This is a genomic window from Metapseudomonas phytobenefica (assembly GCF_043392685.1).
Classification (GTDB): Bacteria; Pseudomonadota; Gammaproteobacteria; order Pseudomonadales; family Pseudomonadaceae; genus Metapseudomonas.
The window spans coordinates 90,870-102,280 of sequence record NZ_JBHZGM010000020.1 but is presented as its reverse complement, the minus strand read 5'-3'; the positions used below and the strand labels follow the sequence as shown (position 1 = coordinate 102,280).

Sequence of the window (11,411 nt, the reverse complement as noted above, 5' to 3'; positions counted from 1 at the left end):
GAATTGAGCAAGATCAATAGGATGCACGGCGGCAGCAGGGAGTGGGGGTTGGTTCGTTTGGCGACTGCCAATTTACCCACTTCCCTGACTGTCAACTCGCTCTTCCCCCAGACTCCGCGAAGAACCATTTTTTAGGGGGTTGCGAGAGGGTGTAAGGAAACTTTTACACCCTCTTGCAGTCAGATGGGCCAGTGCTACACTGCGCGAGCTTTAGTGAATCGGAGGATTCGCATGACCACTTCCCTGCAACCTGTCTATGCCCTGGCCCCCGGTGCGAACCTGGAGGCATACGTGCATGCGGTCAACGGCATCCCGCTGTTGTCTGTCGAGCAGGAGCGCGATCTGGCCGAACGCCTCTTCTACGAACAAGATCTGGAAGCGGCACGGCAAATGGTACTGGCGCACCTGCGCTTCGTCGTGCACATCGCCAAGAGTTATTCCGGCTACGGCCTGGCCCAGGCCGACCTGATCCAGGAAGGCAACGTCGGCCTGATGAAGGCCGTCAAGCGCTTCAACCCCGAGATGGGCGTGCGCCTGGTGTCCTTCGCGGTGCACTGGATCAAGGCCGAGATCCACGAGTTCATCCTGCGCAACTGGCGCATTGTCAAAGTCGCCACCACCAAGGCGCAGCGCAAGCTGTTCTTCAACCTGCGCAGCCAGAAGAAGCGCCTGACCTGGCTGAACAACGACGAAGTTCACGCAGTGGCCGACACCCTCGGCGTCGAGCCCCACGAAGTGCGCGAAATGGAAAGCCGGCTGACCGGCCAGGACATGGCGTTCGACCCGGCGGCGGATGCCGACGACGACACCGCCTTCCAGGCGCCGGCCCATTACCTGGAAGACCACCGCTACGACCCGGCTCGCCAGCTGGAGGAAGCGGACTGGAGCGACAGCTCCACCGCCAGCCTGCACGAAGCGCTGGACGGCCTGGACGAGCGCAGCCGCGACATCCTCTATCAGCGCTGGCTGGCCGAGGAAAAGGCGACGCTGCACGACCTGGCGGCCAAGTACAACGTCTCCGCCGAGCGTATTCGCCAGCTGGAGAAGAACGCCATGAACAAGCTCAAGGGCTTTATTCAGGCGTGATGCTGAAACCCGGAAAAGCCGCACCTCGGTGCGGCTTTTTTCTGTCTGGAGAAAACCGCCATGCCCTTGCCGCAACTGCGTTCCAGTCACTGGTTGCTGTTCGCCGCGGTCGCCGTGCTGTTCTTTTCCCTGGCGCTGTGGATGAGCCGACAATCCGACAAGGCTGAGCCGCTGCCCTGGCTGGTGGATTGGCAGGCGTCAGTGATCGTGCCGCTGGCTGATGGCGACCTGCCAGTGGAGAAACTGGCGGAGCTGGCGCCCGGCGAGCTCTGGCTGCAACCGCGCCAGGAAGGTCCGCGCCTGGTCTTCCGCTCCGAGCAGCAGCGGGAGGAAGGCATCTGGCGCCTTGAGGCCGAACTGGAACTCAGCGACAGCGAGCGCACCAGCCTGACCAAGGTGCTCGGCAAGGGCGCCGACGAGCAGCCCCTGAGCGACGACATGCTGGAGCAGCTGAGCGGCCATCGGGTGGGAGTGCTGAACATGGTGCCCATGGACGAGGTGTCCGCCGCGCGGCTCGCCGCCAGCATCGGCCCGCCCCGGTTGCGGTTGCGCACGGGGGAGGGCGAGGCGTGGATCTATCCCCAGCAAGGCCTCAGCGCGCACCTGCTGGAAGGCAAGGTGCAGCTGCTGCATCTTGTGCCGCGCGCGGCGATGAAACGCTGACGGAGGCGCTTCGCTCCTGCAGGGAGGGCTTCAAAGTTGCCGCAGGTAACTGCTGCCGCCCAGCTGGTTCATCTGCCGGCGGATCCAGCTGGCGCGGGTGGCGACGTAGCCACTGGGGCGGGACGGACTCCATTTGCGCGGGTTGGGCAGCACCGCCGCCAGCAGCGTCGCCTGCTGGCGTGACAGTCGTGTGGCCGGCACGCCGAAGTGATGGCGTGCCGCGGCGTCGGCGCCGAATATGCCATTGCCCCATTCGACGCTGTTCAGGTAGACCTCAAGGATGCGCTGCTTCGGCCAGAACAGCTCGATCAGGCCGGTGAACCAGACTTCCAGCCCCTTGCGCACCCAGTTGCGGCCGGACCAGAGGAACAGGTTCTTCGCCACCTGCTGGCTCAGGGTGCTGGCGCCGCGGATCGAACCGCCGCGCTCGTTGTGGGCCATGGCCTTGCGGATCGCGGGGATGTCGAAGCCCCAGTGTTCGGCGAACTTCTGGTCCTCGGCTGCGATCACCGCGATCTTCAGGTCGTCCGGCAGTTCATCCCAGGACACCCAGTTGCGCTTGAAGTCCATGGGCTTGCCGTCGATCCAGGATTCGATCTTGCGTTCCACCATGATCATCGAGCCGGGTGTCGGCACCCAGCGGAACAGGATCACCAGCAATACGGACGCCGCCGCGAACCAGAGCAGCAGTTTGAACAGGCGGCGGCGAATGGTGCGGAACATGCTGGGTTGGCCCGGGGAAATTTGCGCGCCATTATAGCGGCCGTCCGTCTTCTGTCTGGAGCCCCCATGGCGCGCCTTTTCCTGCTGTTGTCCGCATTCGCCGGTTTCACCGGGGTGGCCCTCGGCGCCTTCGCCGCCCACGGCCTGAAGAGCAAGCTGACGCCCGAGTACCTGGCGGTATTCCAGACCGGTACCCACTACCAGCTCATCCACGCCCTGGCGCTGTTCGGTGTGGCCCTGCTGGCGCACCAGGCTCCCGGGCGCCTGGTGAACCTGGCGGGTGGCTTCTTCGCCCTCGGCATCCTGCTGTTCTCCGGCAGTCTCTACCTGCTGACCCTCAGTGGTATCGGCAAGCTCGGCATCATCACCCCCTTCGGTGGCCTGGCGTTCCTCGCCGGCTGGCTGTGCCTGGGGCTGGCCGCCTGGAATGTCGTTCCGCGCTGAGTTGACCGTGGCGTCAGATTGCGGGACGAATGGCGCCGTTTTGCCTTGGTCCCGCGAGGCGATCGGGCTAGAATGCCGTCCCTTTTCCAGTTGTGACTGATCCGTCATGCGCATTCAGTTGAACGGCGAATCCTTCGAGTTGCCCGATGGCCAGACCGTCGCGGACCTCATTTCCCGCCTGGACCTTGCCGGCCGCCGTGTTGCGGTCGAGCTCAATCTCGACATCGTGCCGCGCAGCCAGCATGCCGCCACGGTCCTTTCCGAAGGTGACCGCGTCGAGGTGGTCCACGCCATAGGCGGCGGCTAGCCGAGCGGGCCGTGGCCCGCCCCGTCGCTTTACCCGCAGCGCCCGTTCCCGCGCATCAAGCCATTTCCTCTGCCCGCCAGGAGTCCAGCATGAGCCATACGCCGATCGACAAGCCCTTCACCCTCGCGGGCCGCACCTATCAGTCGCGTCTGCTGGTGGGCACTGGCAAGTACAAGGACCTCGATGAGACCCGTGACGCCATCGAGGCTTCCGGTGCCGAGATCGTCACCGTTGCCGTGCGCCGCACCAACATCGGCCAGAACCCGGACGAGCCGAACCTGCTGGACGTGATCTCCCCGGACAAGTACACCATCCTGCCGAACACCGCCGGCTGCTATAACGCCGAAGAGGCCGTGCGCACCTGCCGCCTGGCCCGCGAGCTGCTGGATGGCCACAAGCTGGTCAAGCTGGAAGTGCTGGCGGACCAGAAGACCCTCTTCCCCAACGTCGTCGAAACCATCAAGGCCGCCGAGCAATTGGTCAAAGACGGTTTCGACGTGATGGTGTACACCAGCGACGACCCCATCATCGCCCGCCAGCTGGCGGAAATCGGCTGCATCGCCGTGATGCCGCTGGCCGGCCTGATCGGTTCGGGCATGGGCATCTGCAACCCTTGGAACCTGCGCATCATCCTCGAAGAGGCCAAGGTTCCGGTGCTGGTGGATGCCGGTGTGGGCACCGCTTCCGACGCCACCATCGCCATGGAGCTGGGCTGCGAGGCCGTGTTGATGAACACCGCCATCGCCCACGCGCAGAACCCGGTGATGATGGCCGAGGCCATGAAGCACGCTATCGTCGCCGGCCGCCTCGCCTACCTGGCCGGGCGTATGCCGCGCAAGCTCTACGCCAGCGCATCTTCACCGCTGGATGGTCTGATCCGCTGAGAATCCGCGATCGGCTGCGCGTCGGTCCGGGGGCGTTAAAAACAGGCTGGAGCGCCAGCCCGGTCGGAATACTGATTTACAGCTGTAAACTCCGCTTCCTCGCCTGTTTTGTCTTGCATGGCTTTAGCTCGCAAGATCGATCAGGTTCTGTAAGTTTGCTAACAGGTTTTCGCAATGATTGAAGAACAGGGCTCGCCGGCTGAAGCCGGCGAAACGCGCCACCACCGCACCATCAAGAGTTTCGTGATGCGTGCCGGGCGCATGACCGAAGGCCAGCAGCGCGGCCTCGACCAGGGCTGGCCGAAATTCGGCCTGGAGCTGGCCGACGGTCCGCAGGACTTCGACGCCCTGTTCGGCCGCCGTGCACCGCGTACCTTCGAGATCGGTTTCGGCATGGGCCACGCCACCCTGGAGATGGCCGCGGCCGCGCCGGAGCAGGACTTCATCGGTGTCGAAGTGCACCGTCCCGGCGTCGGCGCCCTGCTCAATGGTGCCATGGCCCAGGGCCTGACCAACATTCGCGTGTACAGCTGCGATGCCCTGGAAGTGCTGCGCGACTGCATCGCCGATGGCAGCCTGGACCGCGTCCTGCTGTTCTTCCCCGATCCCTGGCACAAGTCCCGCCACCACAAGCGGCGCATCGTCCAGCCGGCCTTCGCCGAGCTGGTGCGGCAGAAGCTCCGGGTTGGCGGCGTGCTGCACATGGCCACGGACTGGGAAAACTACGCCGAGCACATGCTGGAAGTGATGAATGCCGCACCGGGTTATCGCAACCTGGCCGAAGATGGTCGATACGTGCCGCGCCCGGAAGAGCGCCCGGTGACCAAGTTCGAGCGCCGCGGCGAACGCCTCGGCCACGGCGTCTGGGACCTCAAGTTCCAGCGCGTCGATTGACGGGGCGCCGCCCGCGGCGCACCGGCACACCTGACTAGACCGGGACCACCCGGCACCTCACCTGATCCTGCGATGGCACCGCCCGTCCACTGAGCGGGCGGCATAAGAATAAGAGCGACGCGGCTGCCACTGCGTCGAGAGGAGAAGGCTGTGTTGTTGAGAACATTCGGATATCTGCTCCTGGCCGGCTGCGCCCTGCAAGCCCAGGCCAAGGTCGACGCTACCCAGGCCGCCCGGCTCGGGCAGGATCTCACCCCCCTGGGCGGTGAACGCGCCGGCAACGCAGCCGGCACCATCCCGGGCTGGGATGGCGGCCTCGCCACCCCGCCTGTCGGCTACCAGCCGGGCATGCATCACCCCGATCCCTACGCCGGCGAAACCCCACGCCTGGTCATCGATGGCAAGAACCTCGGCCAGTACGAGCAGTTGCTGACGCCGGGCCACAAGGCCCTGCTGCAGAAGCACCCGGAGTACCAGCTGCGGGTCTTCCCGACCCATCGCAGTGCGGCCGCGCCCCAGCGCATCTACGACGCCAGCCGCTTCAACGCCGAGAACGGCGCGCTGATCGCCGGCGGCAACGGCGTGGAAGGCGTGGCTGCGGGCGTGCCTTTCCCCATCCCGGGCAATGGCCTGGAAGCCATCTGGAACCACATCCTGCGCTATCGCGGCGAGCAGGTGCACTTCACCACCAACCAGGCGGCGGTCCTCGCCAACGGCAGCTACAACCTGCTGAAACTGGAGCGGGACATCTACTTCGTCTACGGCCGCGAGGGCATGACGCCGGGCAACCTGGAGAACACCCTGTTCTTCTACAAGTACCGCGTGGTGGCGCCGGCCAGGCTGTCCGGATCGGCCCTGGTGGTGCAGGAAACCCTCGACCAGGTGTTGTCGATCCGCAAGGCCTGGCGTTTCAATCGCGGCGAGCGTCGCGTCCGCCGCCTGCCGATGCTGGCCTACGACACCCTGCAGCCCGATACCAACGGCCTGGCCACCGCCGACGTGGTGGACTCCTACAACGGCGCGCCGGACCGCTACGAGTGGCAGCTGCTGGGCAAGCAGGAAATGCTGGTGCCCTACAACAGCTATGCGGTGCACCAGAAGGGCATTCCCTACCAGCAGATCCTCAAGACCAGCTACGTCAATCCCGACCTGCTGCGCTACGAGCAGCATCGCGTCTGGGTGGTGGAGGCGACCTTGCGCAAGGGGTTCAGCCATCCCTATGCCAAGCGCCGCTTCTATCTGGATGAGGACAGCTGGCAGATCCTCGCTGTTGACCTTTATGACAGGGAGGGCAGCCTGATCGGGATGCAGGAAAGTCATCCGATCAGCTACTACGATGTCCCCATGTTCGGCAGTACGCTGGAAACCATCTACGATTTCGTGGATGGCCGTTACTTTGTCGACGGGCTCGATAACAACGAACCCATGTACGATTTCAATGCCGTGCTCAGCCCGAGGGACTTCACGCCCCAGGCGCTGCGACGCGAAGGCAACTGATTCCGGCCTGCCTGGCCATCCCAGCCGCCCCTCGGGGCGGCTTTTTAATGGGCCGCGTTCTATGGCGGGCGGAAAACTGTAGGCTGTGCCGCGCACACCGGAAAATCTGCGCGGGTCAAACGGTGCGCGGGGCGCACCCGCCGAGCCCTTTGCGGTCATGCCGTCAATTGATCAGCTCCGCCCCGGTCAGGGTTGCCTCCGGCAAGGTCGGCGGCGCTGGGCTGATCTGCATGTACTTGATGCTTTCCCGCGGGATGAGCAGCAGGTCGCCATCCACTTCGATGCTGAGGAACGGCGATTCCAGTTGGCGGCGCAACCCCCTGGCGATCTCCACCGGGTCGGCGGTTTGCTGGGGGAAGCGCAGGGCCAGGCGTTGGCCGTCCTGGAAGTGCAGGTAGAGGTGCTTGATCGGCTTCATCGGCGTGCTCTCTTTCGTGGGCCGCCGGGGAAGCCGCCGGCCTCAGTTGCGATCGGCGATCACGCCGATCACGAAGAAGACTAGTAGCAGGACGGGCGCCAGGGTGTAGTTGTTGAAGTAGTTCAGCCCTTTGGCCAGCCAGGGCGTCAGGTAGATCATCGCCAGGCCGTAGCCCACCGCGCAGAGCAGCACGAAGAGCAGGGTGCGGAAGAGGAAGTTGAGGCTGCCGATGCGCTGCTGGACCCAGGCGTTCAGAGCAGGGCCGAACAGCACCAGAAGCGTGGCCATGATGGCCAGGGCGATGTCATGCAGGTGGCCGCGGCTCCAGCGCGACAGGGTGGCGATCAGGTCCAGTACGACGTCCATCCAGGGGGTCCTTGGCGAAGTGGTTCGGGGGCAGACGATTCCAAATCCGTGGTGCGCCCGTCAAGGCAGGAAGTGCTGCAGCAGGTCATTGAGGAACAGCTGGCCCTCGGGGGTGGCCACCAGTCGCTCGGGGTCCTTCAGCAGCAGGCCACGGGCCTCGGCTTCGGTACGCGCGGCGGCCAGCGCGGCCAGCGGCATGCCGGTGCGCTGGGTGAACAACGCCGAGGGCACGCCGTCCGTGAGGCGCAGCACGTTCATGAGGAATTCGAAGGGCAGCTCGTCCTGGTCGAGGTGACGCTCGCCGGCCTGGAAGCGCTTGGCTGGGTCCAGGTAATCCTTCGGCAGGCGGGTTTTCCAGGTACGGATGATACGGCCTTGCGGGCTGCTCAGCTTGGCGTGGGCGCCGGCGCCTATACCGAGGAAGTCGCCGAAGGTCCAGTAGTTGAGGTTGTGTCGTGCTCGCAGGCCGTCCCGGGCGTAGGCGGACACTTCGTACTGGGCGTAGCCCTGTTCGGCCAGCAGGGCCTGGCCGGCTTCCTGGATGTCCCAGAGGATGTCGTCTTCGGGCAGTTCCGGCGGCTGGTTCCAGAACACCGTGTTCGGCTCCATGGTCAGCTGGTACCAGGAGAGGTGCGTCGGCCCTTGGGCGATGGCGGTGTGCAGGTCTTGCAGGGCGTCTTCGAGGGACTGGTCCGGCAGGCCGTGCATCAGGTCCAGGTTGAAATTGTCGAAGCCTGCCTTGCGCGCCATGTCGGCGGCACGCACCGCTTCGTCGCCGCCGTGGATGCGCCCCAGGGCCTTGAGCTTGGCCTCCTGGAAGCTCTGCACGCCGATGGACAGGCGATTGATGCCGAGCTGGCGGTAGGCGGCGAATTTGGCCTGCTCGAAGGTGCCGGGGTTGGCTTCGAGGGTGATCTCGATGGCGCGTGCGAAAGGCACCCGCTGTTCCACGCCGTCAAGCAGCCGGCCGATGGCGTTGGCGCTGAACAGGCTGGGGGTGCCGCCGCCGAAGAAGATCGACGTCAGCTCGCGGCCGTGGACATGGCCGAGGTCCTGTTCAAGGTCGGCCAGCAGCGCGTCGATATAGGCTTCTTCAGGCAGTTCCGAGCCGGCGGCGTGGGAGTTGAAGTCGCAGTAGGGGCATTTGCGCACGCACCAGGGAATATGGACGTAGAGCGCCAGGGGCGGGAGCTGGAAGCCTGCGGCCCCGACTTCCGGTTGCGTGCCTGGGCCTTTCATATCCCCAGCCGCTGCTTGAGCAGGGCCATGGCGCGGGCGCGGTGGCTGAGCCGGTTCTTGTCGGCGGGGGAGAGCTCGGCTGCGGAGCTGTTGCATTCCTCGACCCAGAACAGCGGGTCGTAGCCGAAGCCGTGCTCGCCACGGGCTTTGAACAGGATGCGGCCGCGCCAGCTGCCTTCGCAGAGGATCGGCAGCGGATCGTCGGCATGCCGCATCAGCGCCAGGCTGCAGATGAATTGCGCGCCACGCTCGGCCTCGGGAACGTCGCGCAGGACCTCCAGCAGCTTGGCGTTGTTGGCTGCATCGCCCTTGCCGTCGGCGTAGCGTGCCGAATAGATGCCAGGGGCGCCGCCAAGGTAATCCACCGCCAGGCCGGAGTCGTCGGCCAGTGCCGGCAGGCCGGACAGGCGAGCCGCGTTGCGCGCCTTGAGGATGGCGTTCTCGACGAAGGTCAGGCCGGTCTCTTCAGGCTCGATATCGCTGAACTCGGCGATGGAGCGCACTTTCACGCTGTCACCGAGCATGGTCTGGAGTTCCTTGAGTTTGCCGGCGTTGTGGCTGGCCAGCACCAGTTCTTTGAAGGGCATCATTCGTCGGGGAAAAATTCCTGGTCGAAGCTGAAGCTGTGGGGCGCTTCATCTCCGCGTTGCACGTTGAGGGTGAAGTTGAGCATTTCACGCTCGTTGAAGGGGAACTGCGCCAGGTAGTAGATGGCCTCGCCCTCATTGACCTGCTTGAACTGCAGCGGCGTGACCTGGCCGAGCAGGTTTTTCACCTGGCCGCTGACCCGGGCGGTGCTGGCCTTGCCGGCCTTGAGCACGGCGACGTTGACCACGCCTTGCGTCTTGCTGCGGGTCAGGCCGACGGCGGCGGCGATGTCCGGCTGCAGGAAGCTGGAGTTGAACGCGTTGTAGTGCACATCCAGGTCGCCAAAGGTCTGCTTGCGCTCGGCGGCTGCCGGCAGGGCCAGGCAAAGGGCGAAAAGGAACAGGGCTAGACGACGCATGATTGCCTCCTTCTATTCAGATCGCGATGCGGTGGTCCGCAAGACTCGGACCGCTGACGCGATAGATGCCGATCTCACCCAACAGATTAGGCCAAACCCGGCTCGGCAGGTTGTGCCGATGCTCGTGGTCCACCGCCAGGCGATCGAGTACTTTCACCTGCATTTCATGACACAGGGCTTCGAAATCCTTGAAGGTGCAGAAGTGGATGTTCGGCGTGTTGTACCAGGTGTAGGGCAGGAACTCCGACACCGGCATGCGCCCGTAGCGCGCCAGGTACCAGCGGCAGCGCCAGTGGCCGAAGTTGGGGAAGGTGATGATGCATTCGCGGCCGACCCGCAGCATTTCCTGGAGGATGCGATCGGGGTAGTGCACCGCCTGCAGCGCCTGGGTCATCACCACCACGTCGAAGCTGTTGCTGGCGAAGTTGCCCAGGCCCTTGTCCAGGTCTTGCTCGATCACGTTCACGCCACGGTCGAGGCAGTGGGCGATGTTCTCGGGGTCGATTTCCAGGCCATAGCCGGTGACCTGCTTGTTGTCGCGCAGCCAGGCCAGCAGTTCGCCACGGCCGCAGCCAAGGTCGAGCACCCGGCTGCCGGCGGGAATCCAGTCCTGGATGATTTCTAGGTCGGCACGCATGGGTTACACCGCAATCCTGTTCATGTAGCTGCTGAAGGCCTGGAGGTAGCGCGGGATCGGCATGAGGAAGGCATCGTGGCCCTGGGGCGCATCGATCTCCAGATAGCTGACGTTCTTGCGCGCGGCGGTCAGGGCGTCGACGATTTCCCGCGAGCGGGCCGGGGAGAAGCGCCAGTCGGTGGTGAAGGACATCACGCAGAAGTCCGCCTTGGCCACCGCCAGGGTCTTGGCCAGGTCGCCGTCATGGGCGGCGGCCGGGTCGAAGTAGTCCAGCGCCTTGGTCATCAGCAGGTAGGTATTGGCGTCGAAGCGCCCGGAGAACTCCTCGCCCTGGTAGCGCAGGTAGCTTTCCACCTGGAATTCCACGCTGTGGAAGTCGTAGTTGAGCTTCTCGCTCTTCAGCCCGCGGCCGAATTTCTCGCCCATGGCATCGTCCGACAGGTAGGTGATGTGCCCCACCATGCGTGCCAGCATCAGGCCGCGCTTGGGGATCACGCCCTGTTCCTGGAAATGGCCGCCGTGGAAATCCGGGTCGGTGAGGATGGCCTGGCGGGCCACCTCGTTGAAGGCGATGTTCTGTGCCGAGAGCTTGGGCGCCGAGGCGATGGCCAGGCAGTGGCGCACGCGCTCGGGGTAGCTGATGGTCCACTGCAGGGCCTGCATGCCGCCGAGGCTGCCACCGATCACGGCGGCCCACTGCTGGATGCCGAGGACGTCGGCCAGGCGCGCCTGGCTGTTGACCCAGTCTTCCACCGTCATCACCGGGAAGTCGGCGCCGAACGGCGCGCCGGTGGCCGGGTTGATGCTGGAAGGGCCGGTCGAGCCGTTGCAGCCGCCGAGGTTGTTGAGGCTGACGACGAAGAACTTCAGGGTATCGATGGGCTTGCCCGGGCCGATGCAGCTGTCCCACCAGCCCGGCTTGCGGTCGTCCATGCTGTGGTAGCCGGCGGCGTGGTGATGGCCGGACAGCGCATGGCAGATCAGCACCGCGTTGCTGCGCTCTGCATTCAGTTCGCCGTAGGTTTCATAGACCAGTTCGTAGTCGCTCAGGCTGCGGCCACAGGCCAGTGCCAGCGGTTCGCTGAAGCGCTGCACGCTGGGGCTGACCAGGCCGACGGAATCTGCGGGAATGGCGGTGGGCATCGCGACCCTGCTCTCAATCTGGGAAGGGCGCCAGTCTAAAGAGCGCCGCCCCCAGCGGCAAGCGCGGGGGATGGCGGCTAAGACGTTGAATAATCAGGTGCTGC

15 protein-coding genes are annotated in these 11,411 nt (G+C 64.9%); 7 read left to right on the top strand and 8 right to left on the bottom strand.

What is annotated here, in order from left to right:
- Nucleotides 1-231 precede the first annotated feature (231 nt).
- Nucleotides 232-1,086 carry an RNA polymerase sigma factor RpoH gene (gene rpoH, locus ACFW0B_RS16910; protein WP_449150122.1) on the top strand — a complete coding sequence of 285 codons (855 nt, stop codon included), beginning with the start codon at nucleotides 232-234 and terminating at the stop codon, nucleotides 1,084-1,086.
- Nucleotides 1,087-1,146: 60 nt separating this feature from the next.
- Nucleotides 1,147-1,749 (top strand): hypothetical protein, encoded by a 603-nt coding sequence (locus tag ACFW0B_RS16905; protein ID WP_449150120.1) that lies wholly within the window; start codon nucleotides 1,147-1,149, stop codon nucleotides 1,747-1,749.
- Between the two features lie 30 nt (nucleotides 1,750-1,779).
- Here ACFW0B_RS16905 and mtgA read toward each other — a convergent pair whose 3' ends face one another.
- Nucleotides 1,780-2,472 carry a monofunctional biosynthetic peptidoglycan transglycosylase gene (mtgA, locus tag ACFW0B_RS16900; RefSeq protein WP_449150118.1) on the bottom strand — a complete coding sequence of 231 codons (693 nt, stop codon included), beginning with the start codon at nucleotides 2,470-2,472 and terminating at the stop codon, nucleotides 1,780-1,782.
- Between the two features lie 66 nt (nucleotides 2,473-2,538).
- Between mtgA and ACFW0B_RS16895 the strand changes: the two genes are divergently transcribed.
- The 5 genes from ACFW0B_RS16895 (at nucleotide 2,539) to ACFW0B_RS16875 (ending at nucleotide 6,498) form a co-directional block, all read left to right on the top strand.
- Complete coding sequence (locus ACFW0B_RS16895) at nucleotides 2,539-2,916, top strand: DUF423 domain-containing protein (protein WP_449150116.1); 378 nt, start codon at nucleotides 2,539-2,541, stop codon at nucleotides 2,914-2,916.
- A gap of 106 nt (nucleotides 2,917-3,022) precedes the next feature.
- Nucleotides 3,023-3,223, top strand: coding sequence for a sulfur carrier protein ThiS (gene thiS, locus ACFW0B_RS16890; protein ID WP_449150114.1), 201 nt, complete (start codon nucleotides 3,023-3,025; stop codon nucleotides 3,221-3,223).
- 89 nt (nucleotides 3,224-3,312) lie between these two features.
- Nucleotides 3,313-4,107 carry a thiazole synthase gene (locus tag ACFW0B_RS16885; RefSeq protein ID WP_449150112.1) on the top strand — a complete coding sequence of 265 codons (795 nt, stop codon included), beginning with the start codon at nucleotides 3,313-3,315 and terminating at the stop codon, nucleotides 4,105-4,107.
- A 174-nt stretch (nucleotides 4,108-4,281) separates the two neighbouring features.
- Complete coding sequence (gene trmB, locus ACFW0B_RS16880) at nucleotides 4,282-5,001, top strand: tRNA (guanosine(46)-N7)-methyltransferase TrmB (RefSeq protein WP_449150110.1); 720 nt, start codon at nucleotides 4,282-4,284, stop codon at nucleotides 4,999-5,001.
- 153 nt (nucleotides 5,002-5,154) lie between these two features.
- Complete coding sequence (locus ACFW0B_RS16875) at nucleotides 5,155-6,498, top strand: DUF1329 domain-containing protein (protein WP_449150108.1); 1,344 nt, start codon at nucleotides 5,155-5,157, stop codon at nucleotides 6,496-6,498.
- Between the two features lie 163 nt (nucleotides 6,499-6,661).
- Here ACFW0B_RS16875 and ACFW0B_RS16870 read toward each other — a convergent pair whose 3' ends face one another.
- The 7 genes from ACFW0B_RS16870 to metX are packed head-to-tail and all read right to left on the bottom strand — an operon-like array spanning nucleotide 6,662 to nucleotide 11,307.
- Nucleotides 6,662-6,916, bottom strand: coding sequence for a hypothetical protein (locus ACFW0B_RS16870; protein WP_190833215.1), 255 nt, complete (start codon nucleotides 6,914-6,916; stop codon nucleotides 6,662-6,664).
- A 42-nt stretch (nucleotides 6,917-6,958) separates the two neighbouring features.
- Nucleotides 6,959-7,282 (bottom strand): DUF3392 domain-containing protein, encoded by a 324-nt coding sequence (locus ACFW0B_RS16865; protein WP_449150106.1) that lies wholly within the window; start codon nucleotides 7,280-7,282, stop codon nucleotides 6,959-6,961.
- A gap of 60 nt (nucleotides 7,283-7,342) precedes the next feature.
- Complete coding sequence (gene hemW / locus ACFW0B_RS16860) at nucleotides 7,343-8,521, bottom strand: radical SAM family heme chaperone HemW (protein ID WP_449150104.1); 1,179 nt, start codon at nucleotides 8,519-8,521, stop codon at nucleotides 7,343-7,345.
- Complete coding sequence (gene rdgB / locus ACFW0B_RS16855; RefSeq protein ID WP_449150102.1) at nucleotides 8,518-9,111, bottom strand: RdgB/HAM1 family non-canonical purine NTP pyrophosphatase; 594 nt, start codon at nucleotides 9,109-9,111, stop codon at nucleotides 8,518-8,520. Before rdgB ends, hemW begins: the two co-directional genes overlap by 4 nt.
- Nucleotides 9,108-9,527, bottom strand: coding sequence for a DUF4426 domain-containing protein (locus ACFW0B_RS16850; RefSeq protein WP_449150100.1), 420 nt, complete (start codon nucleotides 9,525-9,527; stop codon nucleotides 9,108-9,110). The genes rdgB and ACFW0B_RS16850 overlap by 4 nt, the downstream gene beginning before the upstream one ends.
- A 16-nt stretch (nucleotides 9,528-9,543) precedes the next feature.
- On the bottom strand, nucleotides 9,544-10,164 hold the full coding sequence (gene metW / locus ACFW0B_RS16845) for a methionine biosynthesis protein MetW (protein WP_449150098.1): 621 nt from the start codon (nucleotides 10,162-10,164) through the stop codon (nucleotides 9,544-9,546).
- Between the two features lie 3 nt (nucleotides 10,165-10,167).
- A complete protein-coding gene (metX, locus tag ACFW0B_RS16840) occupies nucleotides 10,168-11,307 on the bottom strand; it encodes a homoserine O-succinyltransferase MetX (RefSeq protein WP_449150096.1) in 1,140 nt (379 codons plus the stop codon).
- Between the last annotated feature and the right edge of the window lie 104 nt (nucleotides 11,308-11,411).

Bases quoted from the DNA above. Each gene is read 5' to 3' on its own strand.
- rpoH (WP_449150122.1), top strand. From the start codon at position 232: ATGACCACTTCCCTGCAACCTGTCTATGCCCTGGCCCCCGGTGCGAAC.
- ACFW0B_RS16905 (WP_449150120.1), top strand. From the start codon at position 1,147: ATGCCCTTGCCGCAACTGCGTTCCAGTCACTGGTTGCTGTTCGCCGCG.
- mtgA (WP_449150118.1), bottom strand. From the start codon at position 2,472: ATGTTCCGCACCATTCGCCGCCGCCTGTTCAAACTGCTGCTCTGGTTC.
- ACFW0B_RS16895 (WP_449150116.1), top strand. From the start codon at position 2,539: ATGGCGCGCCTTTTCCTGCTGTTGTCCGCATTCGCCGGTTTCACCGGG.
- thiS (WP_449150114.1), top strand. From the start codon at position 3,023: ATGCGCATTCAGTTGAACGGCGAATCCTTCGAGTTGCCCGATGGCCAG.
- ACFW0B_RS16885 (WP_449150112.1), top strand. From the start codon at position 3,313: ATGAGCCATACGCCGATCGACAAGCCCTTCACCCTCGCGGGCCGCACC.
- trmB (WP_449150110.1), top strand. From the start codon at position 4,282: ATGATTGAAGAACAGGGCTCGCCGGCTGAAGCCGGCGAAACGCGCCAC.
- ACFW0B_RS16870 (WP_190833215.1), bottom strand. From the start codon at position 6,916: ATGAAGCCGATCAAGCACCTCTACCTGCACTTCCAGGACGGCCAACGC.
- ACFW0B_RS16865 (WP_449150106.1), bottom strand. From the start codon at position 7,282: ATGGACGTCGTACTGGACCTGATCGCCACCCTGTCGCGCTGGAGCCGC.
- hemW (WP_449150104.1), bottom strand. From the start codon at position 8,521: ATGAAAGGCCCAGGCACGCAACCGGAAGTCGGGGCCGCAGGCTTCCAG.
- rdgB (WP_449150102.1), bottom strand. From the start codon at position 9,111: ATGATGCCCTTCAAAGAACTGGTGCTGGCCAGCCACAACGCCGGCAAA.
- ACFW0B_RS16850 (WP_449150100.1), bottom strand. From the start codon at position 9,527: ATGCGTCGTCTAGCCCTGTTCCTTTTCGCCCTTTGCCTGGCCCTGCCG.
- metW (WP_449150098.1), bottom strand. From the start codon at position 10,164: ATGCGTGCCGACCTAGAAATCATCCAGGACTGGATTCCCGCCGGCAGC.
- metX (WP_449150096.1), bottom strand. From the start codon at position 11,307: ATGCCCACCGCCATTCCCGCAGATTCCGTCGGCCTGGTCAGCCCCAGC.